The sequence below is a fragment of the Streptomyces abikoensis genome, from assembly GCF_014648775.1.
Lineage (GTDB): Bacteria > Actinomycetota > Actinomycetes > Streptomycetales > Streptomycetaceae > Streptomyces > Streptomyces abikoensis.
Genome location: NZ_BMRT01000003.1, coordinates 448,972 through 464,355, shown reverse-complemented (window position 1 = coordinate 464,355; position 15,384 = coordinate 448,972). Strand labels below are relative to the sequence as shown.

The following is a 15,384-nucleotide window of genomic DNA, read 5'->3' as shown; positions in this document are numbered from 1 at the left end:
GGTAACCGAAATGACCCGCCTCTCCACCGACGACGGCTTCTACACACTGGTCAACGTCTTCACCGTCGCACCCGCCGACCAGGAAAAGCTCTACCGGCACCTGACCGGGGTCACCGAGGAGAAGATCCGGCACATGCCCGGCTTCGTCTCGGCCAACTTCCACCTGAGCCACGACGGCACCCAGGTCGTCAACTACGCGCAGTGGGAGAGCGAGGAGAGCTTCCGCGCCATGCACGCGGACCCCGGGCTCCAGGAGCACTTCGCCTTCTGCCGGGGGATCTCCTCGCCCAAGTCGATCCCCTGCACGCTCTCGTACGTGGCCGCACCGACCGGAGGGCGCTGACATGGCCTACCGCGCGCTGATGGTGCTCCGCATGGACCCCGACGACGCCGAACACGTCGCCGCGGCCTTCGCCGAGCACGACGGCACCGGACTGCCCGAGGAGATCGGGCTCAGCCGCCGGGTGCTGTTCCGCTTCCACGATCTGTACATGCACCTCATCGAGGCCGACGAGGACATCATGCCCAAGCTCCTCGAGGCCCGCTCGGACCCCCGGTTCCAGGCCGTGAACAGCGAGGTCGGCAAGTACCTGACGCCCTACTCGTCCCAGTGGCAGCAGCTCACCGACTCGAAGGCCGAAGTCATCTACACCTGGGAAGCCTGAGAAAGGAACGACATGATCGCGCCGGTACCACCACCCATCATCGGGGTCGCGGACGTCACGCCCAGCTCACGGCAGGGCGGCCGGACCCGGGCACTGCTCACCCCCAAGTCGGCGGGCGCCACCTCCGGTTTCCTGGGCACGACCGACCTGGAGCCGGGGGAGTGGGTCAGCGAGCACTACCACCCGTACTCCGACAAGTACCTCTACGTCGTCACCGGTTCGGTGGTCGTGACCATCAACGGCCACGAGGCCGCCCTGGAGGAACACCAGGCGGTGCTCATCACCCGGGGCCAGCGCAACCGGATCGAGAACCGGGGCGAGGTCCCCGCCCGCTTCGTCTTCCAGATCAGCCCGCTGGCCCCCCGGCCGGAGCTGGGCCACGTCGACACCGAGCCCGTGCCGAACCCCGGCGAAGCCCCGCCCAAGGTCGGGGGCGTCGAATGACCGGCCGCCGGGCGGTCATCACGGGGGTCGGCGTCCGGGCCCCCGGAGGGCGTGGCGTCAAGGAGTTCTGGGACCTGCTGAGCTCGGGCCGGACCGCGACCCGGACCATCTCCTCCTTCGACCCGGCGCCCTTCCGCTCCCGGATCGCCGGTGAGATCGACTTCGACCCCCTGGCCGAGGGCTTCACCCCGCGGGAGGTCGAGCGCTGGGACCGGGCCACCCTCCTCGCCGTCGCCTCCGTCCGCGAGGCCATCGAGGACAGCGGCCTGGAGACGGCCGCGCTGGCCCCGGAGAAGCTGGGCGTGAGCATCGGCAGCGCGGTCGGCTGCACGACGAGCCTGGACACCGAGTACGCCCGGGTCAGCCACGGCGGGGCCGACTGGCTCGTCGACCACACGCTCGGCGTCGACCAGCTCTTCGACTACTTCTCGCCCACCTCCATACCGCGCGAAGTCGCATGGGAGGTGGGGGCCGAGGGCCCGGTGAAGCTGGTGTCGACCGGATGCACCTCGGGGCTCGACGCCGTCGGCCACGGCGCGGAGCTCATCCGCGACGGCCGCGCCGAGGTGGTGCTGGCCGGCGCCACCGACGCCCCGATCTCACCGATCACCGTCGCCTGCTTCGACGCGATCAAGGCGACGTCGGCGAACAACGACGATCCCGCCCACGCCTCCCGCCCCTTCGACCGCCGCCGGGACGGGTTCGTCCTCGGCGAGGGCGCCGCGGTGTTCGTGCTGGAGGAGCGCGAGGCCGCACTGCGCCGTGGTGCCCGCGTCTACGCGGAGCTGTCCGGCTTCGCCACCTTCTGCAACGCGTACCACATGACCGGACTGCGCCCGGACGGCAGGGAGATGGCGGCGGCCATCGACGCCGCGCTGGACCAGGCCCGCCGCGCCCCGGCGGACGTCGACTACATCAACGCCCACGGCTCGGGCACCCGGCAGAACGACCGGCACGAGACCGCCGCGTTCAAGCGCAGCTTCGGCGCCCGCGCCCACGACGTGCCGATCAGCTCGATCAAGTCGATGATCGGGCACTCCCTGGGGGCCATCGGTTCCGTCGAACTCGCCGCCTGTGTACTGGCCATGGAGCACGGAGTGATCCCGCCGACGGCGAACTACGCCGAGCCCGACCCCGAGTGCGACCTCGACTATGTGCCGAACACGGCCCGCACCGCCACGCTGGACACGGTCCTCAGTGTCGGCAGCGGATTCGGGGGGTTCCAGAGCGCCGCGCTGCTCACCCGGCCGGAACAGGGGCGGCGATGACCGGCACCGCCTCGCCCTGGATCACCGGCCTCGGCGTCATCGCGGCCAACGCCTCGGGCAAGAAGGCGTATTGGGAGTCGGTCCTCGAAGGGCGCAGCGGCCTGCGGACCATCAGCTCCTTCGACGCCGGCGGCTACCCCGTGCGCGTCGCCGGTGAGGTCCTGGACTTCGACGCGGGGCAGCACCTGCCCCGGCGGCTGCTGCCGCAGACCGACCGGATGACCCAGCACGCCCTGGTCGCGACCGACTGGGCCCTGGCGGACGCCGGTCTCACCCCCTCCGAACTCGACGACTGCTCCACCGGCGTCATCACCGCCAGCGCGTCCGGCGGCTTCGAGTTCGGCCAGCGGGAGCTGCAGAAGCTGTGGCGGACCGGCCCGGCCGAGGTCAGCGCGTACCAGTCGTTCGCCTGGTTCTACGCGGTGAACACGGGGCAGATCTCCATTCGCAACGGCTTCCGCGGTCACAGCTCGGTGATGGTCGCCGAGCAGGCCGGCGGGCTCGACGCCGCCGCCGAGGCCGTCCGGCTGGTGGCCAAGGGCACGCTGCGGACGGCGATCACCGGGGGGTTCGAGGCCTCGGTCTGCCCGTGGGGCCTCGTCGCCCAGATTCCCAGCGGGCTGCTGAGCACCGAGGAGGACCCCCGGCGCGCCTATCTGCCCTTCGATCCCGACGCGGCCGGCTGGGTGCCCGGCGAGGGCGGCGCGACCCTGGTGGTCGAGGACGCCGACCGGGCCAGGGCCCGGGGCGCGGGCCGCGTCTACGGCCGTATCGCCGGCCATGCCTCGACCTTCGACCCCAGGCCCGGCCTCGGCCGGCCCCCGGGGCTCGCACGGGCGATCCGTCTGGCGCTCGACGAGGCCCGGCTGTCGCCGGAGGACGTCGACGTCGTCTTCGCCGACGCGGCCGGCGTCCCCGAGCAGGACCGGGCGGAGGTCGAGGCGCTGGCCAGGGTCTTCGGCCCGGCGGGCGTGCCCGTCACCGCCCCCAAGTCCATGACCGGACGGCTCTACGCCGGCGGCGGCGCGCTCGACATGGCCACCGCCCTGCTGGCCCTGGAGCACGGCGTCATCCCGCCGACCACCGGCACCGCGAGCGCCCCGCCGGAGCTCGACCTCGTGCTCGGCCAGCCTCGTGAGACGCCGCTGACGACCGCCCTGGTCGTCGCGCGCGGCACCGGCGGATTCAATTCCGCCGTCGTCCTCAGCCGCGTCTGACGCCGGCACCACCCTTACTTTCCGTACGTCCTTTGAGGTGAACCGTTTTGCTGTCTCTGGAACAACTGGTCCAGGCCCTCCGTAAGTCGGCGGGCGACTCCGACGTCGCCGACCTGGACGGCGACATCCTCGACCTGACCTACGACGACCTCGGCTACGACTCGCTCGCCCTGCTCGAGCTCTTCGCGACGCTGAAGCGCGACCACGGGATCGAGCTGTCCGACGACGACATCTTCGAGCTCAAGACCCCGCGCGCCACGCTGGCCGCCGCCAACGGGAAGGCGGCCGCCTGATGGCCAGGACCGACAACGCGATCGTCATCGACGCGCCCCTCGACCTGGTCTGGGAGATGACCAACGACGTCGAGTCCTGGCCGACGCTGTTCGGCGAGTACGCCGCCGCGGAGATTCTGCGCCGCGACGGCGATGCCATCGAGTTCCGGCTGACCACCAAGCCCGACGCCGACGGGCGTGAGTGGTCCTGGGTCTCCCGCCGCACGCCCGATCGCGAGAACCTCACGGTCTCCGCCCACCGGATCGAGACCGGGCCCTTCACGTACATGGACCTCGCCTGGTCCTACCGCCAGACCCCGGAAGGCGTCGAGATGCGGTGGGTGCAGGAGTTCGAGGTCAAGGACGAGGCGCCGTTCGACGACGCCGCCATGGTGGCCCGGATCGACGGGGCCAGCCGCAAGAACATGAACCGGATCAAGCAGGCGATCGAAGCCCGCGCAGCCAAGGAGACGTCATGACCTCGACCCGCGAACAGGTGACGGCCGCGGCGCTGCCGACCGACCTCCACGCCCAGCGCCTGCTGCTGCTGGCCGGCGGCGGCCGGCTGGCCAGGATCGTCCACGTGCTGGTGGAGCTGGGCATCGCCGAACGGATCGGCGACGACGCGGTGGCCGTCGACGAACTGGCCGAGGCGACCGGCACCCACGCCCTGTCGCTGTACCGGATCCTGCGCATCGCGGCGTCCGTGGGCATCTTCGCCGAGGGCCCGGAGAAGGTCTTCTCGGCGACGCCCCTCTCGGACGGCCTGCGCCCCGGTCACCCCGGCAGCATCCTCCCGCTCGTGAAGTACAACAACATGGAACTGACCCTGCGGCCGTTCGAGCGGATCATGCACAGCGTCCGCACCGGCGGTCCGGCGTTCGACGAGGTCTTCGGCCAGTCCTTCTACGAATACCTCGAAAGCCACCCGGAGGCCGGCGAGTTCTTCGAGCGGTTCATGATGCACTGGAGCCGCAAACTGGTCGCCGAGGAGCTGCCCGGGCTCGGGCTCGAGCGCTTCGGCCGGATCGCCGACCTGGGCGGCGGCGACGGCTGGTTCCTCGCCGAGGTCCTGCGTCGCCAGCCCGAGTCGACCGCCGTGCTCATGGACCTTCCGCGGGTCGCCGCGTCCGCCGGCACCCTGCTCGCGGAGGCCGGCGTGGCCGACCGCGTCACCGTCGTCCCCGGCGACTTCTTCGCCGAGCCCATCCCCGCCGGCTGCGACGCGTACCTCCTCAAGGGCGTGCTGCACAACTGGTCGGACGAGAAGGTGCTCGACCTGCTGCACCGCCTGCGCGCGGCCATCGGGACGAGCGGGGCCACGCTGCTCGTCTTCGACGTGGTGATGTCCCCCGACAACCGCTGGGACCACGGCAAGTTCCTCGACGCCGACATGCTCGTCCTCTTCGGCGGCCGCGAGCGCACCCTGACCGAATGGCAGCAGCTCTTCGCCGCCACCGGCTTCGAGCTGACCAACCGGCCCGAGTACCGCTGGGCCATGCTCGAATGCCGGCCGGTATGAGCGCCGAGGGGACGCCCGGCACGGCCGCACCGGTACGGCTGACCGGCGTACAGGAGACCCTGCTCGCACCGCTGTACGTCCGGGCGCAGGACAACCGCTCCCCCCGGCCGGTCCTCGGGGACACCACGGCCGAGGGCCTGATGCGGCGGCTCGACTACGACTGGCGCAAGATGAAGTTCGCCGGCCGTGACCGCCGCACGGTTCCCTTCCGCGCGAAGAAGCTCGACGAGTGGGCGAACGCGTTCCTCGCCGAGCACCCCGACGCGGTCGTCCTCCACCTGGCCTGCGGACTGGACAGCAGGGCCTTCCGGCTCGACGTGCCGGACACCGCCCTGTGGTTCGACGTGGACCTGCCCGATGTGATCGAGCTGCGCCGCAAGCTGTACGACGAGACCGACGGCTACCGGATGCTCGCGGCCTCCGCCGTCGAGGCGGGCTGGCTGGAGGCCGTGCCCAAGGACCGGCCCGCTCTCGTGGTCGCCGAGGGCCTGGCCCCGTACCTCGCCGAGGCCGACGGCCTGGCGATGCTGCGGAACCTCACCGGCCACCTCTCCGGCGGAGTGATCATGTTCGACGCGGTGCTGCCGTGGACCCGGCACATCGCGAAGTACGCGCGGCTGGTCAGGCAGACCGGGGCGTCGTTCGGGTGGGCGGTCGCCGACCCCCGCGACCTCGAACGGTCGGTGCCCGGCCTGCGGGCGCTCGACGAATGGTCGATGTGCGACTCGCCGTACGCCGACCGGCTGCCCGTGCAGGACCGCTTCATCGTCCGCGTCATGCGGTCGGTGCGGCCGCTGCGCTACGCCTACCGGCTGTTGCGCTACCGGTTCTGACCGTCAGGAGAAGGAACACCATGGACTCTGCGGACATCGCACGGTCATTGATCGACAGCGCCGGCGGCGACGCCGAGCGCGTCCGGGAGACGATCGAACGGATCGGCGCCGAGGAGGCCGCCGCCTTCCTGGTCGCCGAGCTCACCGGCCGCGTCGAGACCGGCACACTGCCCGAGGACGTCACCGAGGTACAACTCGTGCTCGACGGCGCCCGCCCCCTCCCCTACGTGCTGTCCGTCGGACGCCGGGGGGCCGGGGCGCGCCCCGGCGAGCTCGCCGACCCCGAGGTCGTGCTGAGCCAGGACGTCACGGAGGTGGCCCGCTCGCTCTTCGGCCCGCCGGGCTGCCAGGACTCCGCGACGCGCCGGGTGCGCTGGCGCGACCACGACGACCCGAAGGTCTACTTCGCGCCGCCGCCCGCCTTCCCCGTGGTGGAGCGGCTGCTCGCCGCGCTGGACGGGCGGGGCGCCCCGGGGCTGGCCGAGCTGGCCCTGCGGCACGGTTCCGACAAGTGGGGCATCCACGAGTACACGCCGCACTACGAGCACCACTTCGCGCGGTACCGGGACCGTCCCGTCACCGTCGTCGAGATCGGGGTGGGCGGGTACGACGACCCCGAGGCCGGCGGCGGCTCCCTACGGATGTGGAAGCGCTACTTCCGGCGCGGCCTGATCCACGGTGTGGACATCACGGACAAGAGCTCCCACGCCGAACCCCGCGTCACCACCTCCGTGGCCGACCAGTCCGACCCGGCGTCGCTCGCGGCCCTCGCCGACCGGATCGGGCCGATCGACATCGTCATCGACGACGGCAGTCACGTCAGCGCCCACGTCGTCACGGCGTTCTCCACGCTGTTCCCCCGGCTCCGCCCGGGCGGGCTCTATGTGGTGGAGGACCTGCAGACCTCGTACTGGCCGAGCTTCTCGGGCTCCTACGCCGAGGACGCGGACACCAGCATGGGGTTCCTCAAGCGCCTCGTGGACGGCCTCAACCACGCGGAGTACCCGGCGAAGGCCGGACGGCCGCCCCGGCCCACGGACCACGAGGTGGGCGGCCTGCACTTCTACCACAACCTCGCGTTCGTCGAGAAGCGCGCCAACAGCGGGCACGGAGGCATCAGCCGGCTCCGTGAGGCGGGCTGACATGCGGGTACTGACGGTGGCCACCCCGGCCCTGGGGCATCTCTACCCGTCCGTACCGCTGCTGTGGGCGCTGCGTGCCCTCGGGCACGAGGTGCTGGTCACCACGGCGGGGGACGCCACGCGCGTCGCGGAGGCCGGGCTGCCGGTGGTCGACGTGCTGCCGGGCGAGACCATGACCTCGCTGTTCGACGACTACCAGGCCCTCGACCCGGGGTTCTTCACCGGTCTGCGCGAGCGGCCGATGACGTCGATGGCCGACCTCGCCCCCATGTTCGGCCACATCGCCGGCCGCCTGGTGGAGCCGGTGCGTGGCGTCGCACGGCAATGGCGGCCCGACCTCGTGGTGACGACCCACGGCCAGGGCGCCGGGCCCCGGATCGCCTCCGAACTCGGCGTACCCGTGCTGGAGCACGGCTTCGGGTTCGCCCGGAGCCACGGGGTGCAGGACGCCGTGCGGAAGGTGCTCGACGAGCGTTTCGGCGCCGTCGGCGCGCCGCCCGCCGCGGTCTTCGCCGACGTCGCGGTGCCCAGCATGACACCGGAGACGGAAGGCACGGCGATCCGCGCCGTGCCCTACAACGGCGGGGCGGTCGTGCCCGGCCCGCTGCTCGCACCGCCGGACCGGCCGCGGGTGCTGGTGACCATGGGCACCCAGGTGCTGCGGTCGCACGGCCTGGCCGCCCTGGAGTGGCTGCCCGCGGCGGCCGCACGCGTGGACGCCGAATTCCTGCTGGCGGCGGACGGAGCGGACCTCTCCGCCCTGGGGCCGCTCCCGCCCGGCGTCCGCGTCCTGCCGTGGACACCCCTCTCCTCGCTGCTGCCGTCCTGCTCCGTCGTCGTCCACCACGGCGGATCGGGCACCACCATGGCCGCACTGTGGGCGGGGGTGCCCCAGCTCGTCGTACCCGCGCTCGCCGACAACCACATCAACGCCCGCGCGGTCGAAGCCCGGGGAGTGGGCATCCACACCACCGCGCCGACCTCGGACGCGCTCGCGTTCCTGCTCCACGAAGAAGAGCCCCGGCGCGCCGCACGTGAGGTCGCCGCCGAGATCCGGGCACTGCCCTCACCCGCGGCCCTGGCCGCGCGGCTGAGCGAGCAGGCCGGCTCCGCGACCTGACCGGCCGACCGACAACGTAGGGAGAACCATGACGACGACACCCGAGTCCGGCCTCACCGCGCTGCGCGGGGCCGCCGGTCTGCAACAGGGCGACCTGCTCGCGGTACTGGACACCGTCGGCCTCGAAACGGCCGCGGGGATCGTGGTGCGCGAACTGCTCGCCCGCTGCGGCCCGTGCGTCAACAGCGACGAGGCCCGGGTGGGCCTCGCCGTCGAGCACCGGGGCGAGCGGTCCGAGCACGTCCTCGTGCTGCGGCAGGGCGAGGACGTCCGCCTCGACGCGGGCCCGGCCCCGGCGGCCCGGCTGACCTTCGAGCTCGCGGACCTGGTCCGCGGCGTCTACGGGCCGCCGCCCGGCCCGGCCGCCGGCCGCTTCCGCGTCGAACGCGACGACGAATGGTTCATGGGCCACGCCGACGAGGCGGAACCCTTCCGCATCTTCGAGTCGTACATGCGCGCCGTCGACACGATCGTGCAGGCGGCCTCGCCGCGGGTCAGCGACCTGAGCCGGCTGTCGGCCAAGTACGCCTCCGACAAATGGGGCCTCTGGCACTGGTTCACGCCCCTCTACGAGCACCACTTCGAGCGGCTCCGGCACCAGCCGGTCCGGGTGCTCGAACTGGGCATCGGCGGCTACCAGGACCCGTCCGAGGGCGGCGGCTCGCTGAAGATGTGGCGGTCCTACTTCCCCCAGGGCCAGATCTTCGGCGTCGACATCTTCCCCAAGCACGGACTGGACGAGGACCGCATCCGCACCTTCCAGGGCAGCCAGGACGACCCCGAGTTCCTGCGGCGCCTCGCGGCGGAGCACGGCCCCTTCGACATCGTGATCGACGACGGCAGCCACGTCGCCCAGCACCAGCAGACCGCCTTCCGCGAGCTCTTCCCGGCCGTCCGCAACGGCGGTTTCTACGTCATCGAGGACCTCTGGACGGCCTACTGCCCGGGATACGGCGGCGCGGCGACGGCCGAGGCGACCGGGAACACCTCGATCGGGCTGCTCAAGAACCTGATCGACGACCTCCACCACGAGGAGTGGACGGCCACCGAACCCGTCACGCCGGGGCCGGCCGCCGATCACGTGGTGGGCATTCACGTCTACCGCAATCTCGCCCTCCTGGAGAAGGGCAGCAACATCGAGGGACGGATCCCGTTCTTCGCCCCGCGTGAGATCGACTACGTATGACCGACCGGCAAGTAGGAGAAGAGCTCGTGACCGAAGACGCCCGGGGTCTCTACCTCGACCTGATGAAGAAGATCCTGACCAACGTCATCTATCAGGACGAGGCCATCCAGACCTTCGAGTACGAGGGCGAGCCCGACGTCGACGCCCGGCAGCTCGGCCGCGACTGGCCGAGCGTCGCGCACACGATGGTGGGCCTCAAGCGGCTGGACAACCTCCAGTACTGCGTCGAGACCGCCCTCGCCGACGGCATACCCGGCGACCTGATCGAGACCGGCGTCTGGCGCGGCGGCTCCTCGATCTTCATGCGCGCCGTCCTGCGGGCCCACGGGGACGCCACCCGGCGGGTGTGGGTCGCCGACTCCTTCCAGGGCATGCCCGAGGTCGCGCCGGACGCCCACCCGGTCGACCGCGAGATGCGACTGCACCAGGCCAACGGCGTTCTCGCGGTGTCGCTGGACCAGGTGCGGTCCAACTTCGAGCGCTACGGGCTCCTCGACGACCAGGTGCGCTTCCTGCCCGGCTGGTTCAAGGACACCCTGCCCACCGCACCGCCCGGCCCGCTGGCGGTGATCAGGCTCGACGGCGACCTGTACGAGTCCACCATGGACGCCCTGGAGAACCTGTTCCCCAGGCTGGCGCCCGGCGGCTTCGTCATCATCGACGACTACGCCATCCCCGCGTGCAGCGACGCGGTGCACGCGTACCGGGAACGGCTCGGCATCACCGACCCCATCCACGAGATCGACGGGACCGGCGTGTACTGGCGCAGCACGTACACCCACTCCGGCTGACGGGCCGACGAGGACGGGGCCGCACCCTTGAAGGGGTGCGGCCCCGTCGGTCATCCCGGCGGAAGAAGGCGTCAGGCCTTCTTCGTCTCCCAGAAGATGCGGTCGATCTCGGCGATGAGCTCCAGCGCCTTCTCACCCGTCTTCGGGTCCGTGGACGCCTTCGCGGCGCTCAGGGCCTTCAGCGTGTCGTTGACCAGCTGGTGCAGCTGGGGGTACTTCTCGAAGTGCGGGGCCTTGAAATAGTCGCTCCAGAGCACCGAGACGTGGTGCTTGGCCAGCTCGGCGCGCTGCTCCTTGATGAGGATCGCGCGGGCGCGGAACGCCGCGTCCTCGTTGGCCTGGTACTTCTCCTGGACGGCCTTGACCGACTCGGCCTCGATGCGGGCCTGGGCCGGGTCGTACACACCGCAGGGGAGGTCGCAGTGGGCGCTGACCTTCACCTTGGGGGCGAACAGGCGGGAGAGCATGTGCTGTCCTTCCTCGTGATCGTCTTCTCAGGTGCGAGATTACTCGGTGCGGGAAGGCTTTTCTCGGGGGCCCCGGGGGGCTTAGGACAAAAGTCCAGTGTCAGTCCGGTACTGGCGGAACGACGGACGCGGAGGTTGCCGTGATGCAGGACCAGCTGGACGAGCGCGGCCACGAGCAGGAGCGGGAGCGCCACGGGCTGCTGCGCGTCGGGCTGGCCGAGGTGTACAACCCCTCGATGGTGCCCACGCTCAACCCCGGCGATCAGCTGATCGTGCGGTACGGGGCCCCGGTGCGGCCGGGGGACGTGGTGGTGCTGCGCCACCCGTTCCGCCAGGACCTGCTGATCGTCAAACGCGCGGTGGAGCGGCGCGACGGCGGCTGGTGGGTGATGGGCGACAACCCGCTGGTGGAGAACGACAGCCGGGAGTTCGGCGCGGTGCCGGAGGAGTTCGTGGTGGCCCGGGCGTGGCTGCGGCTGCGGCCGCCGCCCGGGGCCGGTCAGCGGTCGGCGGGGGCGCTGCTGTCCTGGGCGACCGAGGCCGTGCGGCCGCTGCGCTCGGCCGGGACGGCGGGGCGGACGTTCTCCAGGCGCTTGCGGGCGCGGTAGGCGGCGACGTTCGCCCGGGTGGCGCAGCGGTCGGAGCAGTAGCGCCGGGAGCGGTTGGTCGAGGTGTCGAGGTAGGCGTTGCGGCAGGGCGCGGCCTGGCAGATGCCGAGGCGGTCGACGCCGTACTCGGTGAGGTGGACGGCCAGGCCCATGCTCGCGGTGGCGGTGTAGACGGCGCCCGCGTTGGCGGCGTGGTCGGCGATGTGCATGTGCCACTTGGGGCGGCCGTCCTCGTCCCGGTACTCGTGGCCCGAGATCTGGGGACTGACGGGGAACTCCATCAGCAGCGCGTTGAGCAGGTCCACCGCCCGGACCTCGTCGCCCTCCGACGCGGCCTCGAAGACGGCGCGCAGCCGGGCCCGGGCCGCGCGCATCCGGGTCAGGTCGCCGTCGACGAGCCGGCGGGCCGCCTGCGACGCGGTACCGAAGAGCTCGCGGGCCGCGTCGAGGGTGGTGAGGGTGTCGGTGCCGCGCGTGGGCTGCTCGGTGTTGACCAGCCGCACGGCGAAGTCCGAGTAAGAGGCCAGTTCCACTTGTAGTCCTTACGCAGCCGGGCCGAGGTCGCTGTCGTCGGCCAGTAATGGCCGATTCTGCTTCGAGGGTATTACAAGGACGGCATGGCGCTCGTGCCGAGGGGCGGCACGGCCGTCAGGCCGTACCGCCCCTCGCCGCACCCGCCGGCGGCCACCGCGTCCCGGCGGACTACAGCACCTTCGACAGGAACGACTTCGTCCGGTCGTGCTGGGGATTGGTCAGCACGTCCCTCGGGTGGCCCGACTCCACCACGACGCCCTGGTCCATGAAGACGACCGAGTCGCCGACCTCCCGGGCGAAGCCCATCTCATGGGTGACCACGATCATCGTCATGCCGTCCTCGGCCAGGCCCCGCATGACGTCGAGGACGTCACCGACCAGCTCCGGGTCCAGCGCCGACGTCGGCTCGTCGAAGAGCATCAGCTTCGGCTCCATCGCCAGCGCCCGGGCGATGGCCACGCGCTGCTGCTGGCCGCCGGAGAGCTGGGAGGGGTAGTTGCCGGCCTTGTCGGCGAGGCCGACGCGGTCGAGGAGCTTCAGGGCGCGCTCCCGGGCCACGGCCTTCGTCTCGCCCTTGACCTGGACCGGCGCCTCCATGATGTTGGCCAGCGCCGTCATGTGCGGGAAGAGGTTGAAGCGCTGGAACACCATGCCGATGTCCCGGCGGTTCTGGGCGACCTCGCTGTCCTTGAGCTCGTAGAGCTTGTCGCCCTTCTGGCGGTAGCCGACGAGCTGGCCGTCGACGTAGAGCCGGCCGGCGTTGATCTTCTCCAGGTGGTTGATGCACCGCAGGAAGGTCGACTTGCCCGAACCGGAGGGGCCGATGAGGCAGAACACCTCGCGCGGGGCGACCTCCAGGTCGATGCCCTTGAGGACCTGCACGGCGCCGTAGGACTTGTGGACGCCCTGCGCCTTCACCATCGCGTTCATGCGCTGACGCCTCCCTTGGAACGGTTGCCGAAGGCCGCCAGGTTGGCCCTGACCTTCTGCCACGGGGTGAGCGGCAGGGTGCGCAGCGCGCCACGGGCGAAACGCCGCTCGAGATAGAACTGGCCGACGCTGAAGACGCTGGTCAGGATGAGGTACCAGGTGGCGGCGAGGAACAGCATCTCCACTGTCGCACCGGTCGTCTGCCCGATGTCGGAGGTGGAGCGCAGCAGCTCCAGGTACTGGGCCGCCGCCGCGGCCAGCGACGAGGTCTTGAGCATGTTGATGAACTCGTTGCCCGTCGGCGGCACGATCACGCGCATGGCCTGCGGCAGCACGATCCGGCGCAGCGTCCTGCCCTGGCTCATGCCGAGCGCGTGGGCGGCCTCGGTCTGGCCCTCGTCGACCGACTGGATGCCGGCGCGGACGATCTCGGACATATAGGCGGCCTCGTTGAGCCCCAGGCCGAGCAGCGCGGCCATGAAGGGGGTCATGAAGTCGCTCATCTCGTCCCGGTAGATCGGGCCGAGGTTGATGTAGGGGAAGATCAGCGCCAGGTTGAACCACAGCAGCAGCTGGACGTAGACCGGGGTGCCCCGGAAGAACCAGATGTAGAGCCAGGAGACCGATGAGGTCACCGGGTTCTTCGACAGCCGCATCACGGCCAGGACGATGCCGAGGACCAGGCCCAGCAGCATCGCGAGCAGCGAGATCAGGACGGTCTTGCCGAGGCCCGAGACGACGGAGGAGTCGAAGATGTAGTCCGGGATCGCGCTGTAGTGGACGTTCGCCGTGGCGAAGGCGTTGACGATCAGGCCGAGGAGGGCCAGCACGATGACGGCGGAGATCCACCGGCCGTAGTGGCGGACCGGGATGGCCTTGATGGTCTCGGGCTCGCCCGGGCTCGCGGTCGCGGCGGCCTTGCCGACGGGCGGGTCGGCGGGCGGGTCGGCGGGCGGGTCGACCGGTGCCGGGTCGTCGGCGGGCGGGTCGGCCGGTGCCGGGTCGTCGGCGGGCGGGTCGGCCGGGGCCTTCTGCTCCGGCTTGCTCGTCTTGTCAGCCGGAGTCTTCTTCTCCGACTGCTCGGCCTCGGAGGGTTCCGCTGCCTTGTCGGCCTTGTCGGCCTTGTCGGGCGAAGGCGCCTTGTCGGGTTGGTCAGCCGCAGGCGTCTTGTCGGGCTTGTCGGGGGAAGCGGTCACGGGGGATGCCTTTCAGCGTTTGCCGTACGAGGAGGGGGGACAGCCAGGACAAACGAAGGTCAGGAACCGCCGTTGATCTTCGCTTCCTTGATGGCGCCCGCATCGACGCCCCAGGTCTTGATGACCTTCTCGTACTCGCCGTTCTTGATGATCGCGTCGAGCGCTTCCTTGAGGGCGTCGCGCAGCTGGGTGTTTCCCTTGGAGACGGCGATGCCGTACGGCGCGGCCTCCACCTGGTCGCCGACGATCTCGAAGGCGTTGCCGCTGTCGGCGGTCTTCACCGCATAGGCCGCGACCGGGAAGTCGCTGGAGACGGCGTCGACGCCACCGGCCTTCAGACGGGTCTGGGCCTCGAGGTCGTTGTCGAACGCCTCCATGGCGATCTTGTCCTTGTCGTCCTTCTCGCACTTCTCCGACTGGGCCTTGGCGAGGTCCTCGGAGACGGTGCCGCGCTGGACCGCGATCTTCTTGCCGCAGAGGTCGCTCCAGCCGCTGATTCCCTTGGTTTCGCCCTTCTTCGTGTAGAGCGAGACACCGGCGTTGAAGTAGTCGACGAAATCGACGCCTTCGCCCACCTTCTTGTGGGTCTTGGAGTCGTTGCCCTCCTGCCGGTCCTTGGTGTCCGTCATCGCGGACATCGCGATGTCGTAACGCTTGGATCGCAGTCCGGTCAGCAGGGCGTCGAAGGTGCCGTTGTTGAACTCGACCTTGACCCCGAGCTGCTTGCCCAGGGCGGCGGCGATGTCGGGGTCGATACCGACCGTCTTGCCGTCCTTCTTGAACTCGACCGGCGGATAGGCGATATCGGAGCCGACCTTGATCACCTTGGCGTCCTGGATGCTCTTCGGGAGCTTGGCGAAGAGCGGGGCCGAGGCGCCCTGGGCGGCCGACTGGCCCGACTCGTTGCCGGTCTTGTTCCTCTGGTCGCCGCAACCGGTCAGCAGCAGGGTGCCGGCGACCGCGATCGCGCCGACGGCGGCCAAACGACTCCAGGCGGCAGCCGGGCGAGGGGTGGTGCTTGCGGTCATTGCTCGTTCCTCCTGCGGTTGAGGGGGTATACGACAGGTAATTCGGCAATCACGCGAAACCACGGAAGAAGTCGCAGCACACTTCCTCGTGCGAGGCGACCTCGTGCGGTCTGCGCATCTTGCCATCCGGACTGCCCCATTCGGGGGGCCAGCCATGTCAA

At 70.7% G+C, this 15,384-nt stretch carries 19 protein-coding genes; 14 read left to right on the top strand and 5 right to left on the bottom strand.

Features of this window, described 5'->3' with window-relative positions; translation table 11 throughout:
- The first annotated feature begins 10 nt into the window (after window positions 1-10).
- Genes IE096_RS12355 through IE096_RS12295 form a run of 13 tightly spaced genes read left to right on the top strand, consistent with a single transcriptional unit; the run spans window position 11 to window position 10,460 of the window.
- Window positions 11-343: an antibiotic biosynthesis monooxygenase family protein gene (locus IE096_RS12355; RefSeq protein ID WP_189451471.1), complete on the top strand. Its 333-nt coding sequence runs from the start codon at window positions 11-13 to the stop codon at window positions 341-343.
- 1 nt (window position 344) lies between these two features.
- Window positions 345-665, top strand: coding sequence for a TcmI family type II polyketide cyclase (locus tag IE096_RS12350; RefSeq protein WP_189451470.1), 321 nt, complete (start codon window positions 345-347; stop codon window positions 663-665).
- A 12-nt stretch (window positions 666-677) separates the two neighbouring features.
- Window positions 678-1,109, top strand: a complete 432-nt coding sequence (locus IE096_RS12345) for a cupin domain-containing protein (protein WP_189451469.1) — start codon at window positions 678-680, stop codon at window positions 1,107-1,109.
- Window positions 1,106-2,377 carry a beta-ketoacyl-[acyl-carrier-protein] synthase family protein gene (locus tag IE096_RS12340; RefSeq protein ID WP_189451468.1) on the top strand — a complete coding sequence of 424 codons (1,272 nt, stop codon included), beginning with the start codon at window positions 1,106-1,108 and terminating at the stop codon, window positions 2,375-2,377. Before IE096_RS12345 ends, IE096_RS12340 begins: the two co-directional genes overlap by 4 nt.
- On the top strand, window positions 2,374-3,594 hold the full coding sequence (locus IE096_RS12335) for a ketosynthase chain-length factor (RefSeq protein WP_189451467.1): 1,221 nt from the start codon (window positions 2,374-2,376) through the stop codon (window positions 3,592-3,594). Before IE096_RS12340 ends, IE096_RS12335 begins: the two co-directional genes overlap by 4 nt.
- Window positions 3,595-3,641: 47 nt before the next feature.
- Complete coding sequence (locus IE096_RS12330) at window positions 3,642-3,887, top strand: acyl carrier protein (protein WP_229820124.1); 246 nt, start codon at window positions 3,642-3,644, stop codon at window positions 3,885-3,887.
- Window positions 3,884-4,345, top strand: coding sequence for an SRPBCC family protein (locus IE096_RS12325; RefSeq protein ID WP_189451770.1), 462 nt, complete (start codon window positions 3,884-3,886; stop codon window positions 4,343-4,345). The genes IE096_RS12330 and IE096_RS12325 overlap by 4 nt, the downstream gene beginning before the upstream one ends.
- A complete protein-coding gene (locus IE096_RS12320; protein WP_189451466.1) occupies window positions 4,342-5,388 on the top strand; it encodes a methyltransferase in 1,047 nt (348 codons plus the stop codon). Before IE096_RS12325 ends, IE096_RS12320 begins: the two co-directional genes overlap by 4 nt.
- Window positions 5,385-6,221, top strand: coding sequence for a class I SAM-dependent methyltransferase (locus tag IE096_RS12315; RefSeq protein WP_189451465.1), 837 nt, complete (start codon window positions 5,385-5,387; stop codon window positions 6,219-6,221). The genes IE096_RS12320 and IE096_RS12315 overlap by 4 nt, the downstream gene beginning before the upstream one ends.
- A 20-nt stretch (window positions 6,222-6,241) precedes the next feature.
- Window positions 6,242-7,363 (top strand): class I SAM-dependent methyltransferase, encoded by a 1,122-nt coding sequence (locus tag IE096_RS12310; protein ID WP_189451464.1) that lies wholly within the window; start codon window positions 6,242-6,244, stop codon window positions 7,361-7,363.
- 1 nt (window position 7,364) lies between these two features.
- Complete coding sequence (locus tag IE096_RS12305; protein ID WP_189451463.1) at window positions 7,365-8,483, top strand: nucleotide disphospho-sugar-binding domain-containing protein; 1,119 nt, start codon at window positions 7,365-7,367, stop codon at window positions 8,481-8,483.
- 28 nt (window positions 8,484-8,511) lie between these two features.
- Entirely contained in the window at window positions 8,512-9,669 is a 1,158-nt protein-coding gene (locus tag IE096_RS12300) for a class I SAM-dependent methyltransferase (protein WP_189451462.1), read from the top strand.
- 26 nt (window positions 9,670-9,695) lie between these two features.
- The gene (locus IE096_RS12295; protein ID WP_229820123.1) at window positions 9,696-10,460 is read left to right on the top strand and encodes a TylF/MycF family methyltransferase; all 765 of its coding nucleotides are present in this window, start codon (window positions 9,696-9,698) and stop codon (window positions 10,458-10,460) included.
- Between the two features lie 71 nt (window positions 10,461-10,531).
- On the opposite strand, the gene sodN is transcribed toward IE096_RS12295, so the two are convergent.
- The gene (gene sodN, locus IE096_RS12290; protein WP_126916000.1) at window positions 10,532-10,927 is read right to left on the bottom strand and encodes a superoxide dismutase, Ni; all 396 of its coding nucleotides are present in this window, start codon (window positions 10,925-10,927) and stop codon (window positions 10,532-10,534) included.
- Window positions 10,928-11,070: 143 nt separating this feature from the next.
- Here sodN and sodX point away from each other — a divergent pair, with 143 nt between their 5' ends.
- On the top strand, window positions 11,071-11,535 hold the full coding sequence (gene sodX, locus IE096_RS12285; protein WP_189451460.1) for a nickel-type superoxide dismutase maturation protease: 465 nt from the start codon (window positions 11,071-11,073) through the stop codon (window positions 11,533-11,535).
- On the opposite strand, the gene IE096_RS12280 is transcribed toward sodX, so the two are convergent.
- The 4 genes from IE096_RS12280 to IE096_RS12265 all read right to left on the bottom strand — a co-directional run bounded on the left by IE096_RS12280 (window position 11,427) and on the right by IE096_RS12265 (window position 15,223).
- On the bottom strand, window positions 11,427-12,068 hold the full coding sequence (locus IE096_RS12280) for a CGNR zinc finger domain-containing protein (RefSeq protein ID WP_189451459.1): 642 nt from the start codon (window positions 12,066-12,068) through the stop codon (window positions 11,427-11,429). The two genes, sodX and IE096_RS12280, sit on opposite strands and share 109 nt — an antisense overlap.
- Before the next feature lie 169 nt (window positions 12,069-12,237).
- Window positions 12,238-12,999: an amino acid ABC transporter ATP-binding protein gene (locus IE096_RS12275; protein ID WP_189451458.1), complete on the bottom strand. Its 762-nt coding sequence runs from the start codon at window positions 12,997-12,999 to the stop codon at window positions 12,238-12,240.
- The gene (locus IE096_RS12270; RefSeq protein WP_189451769.1) at window positions 12,996-13,880 is read right to left on the bottom strand and encodes an amino acid ABC transporter permease; all 885 of its coding nucleotides are present in this window, start codon (window positions 13,878-13,880) and stop codon (window positions 12,996-12,998) included. The genes IE096_RS12275 and IE096_RS12270 overlap by 4 nt, the downstream gene beginning before the upstream one ends.
- 374 nt (window positions 13,881-14,254) lie before the next feature.
- Window positions 14,255-15,223, bottom strand: coding sequence for an ABC transporter substrate-binding protein (locus IE096_RS12265; RefSeq protein ID WP_189451457.1), 969 nt, complete (start codon window positions 15,221-15,223; stop codon window positions 14,255-14,257).
- Between the last annotated feature and the right edge of the window lie 161 nt (window positions 15,224-15,384).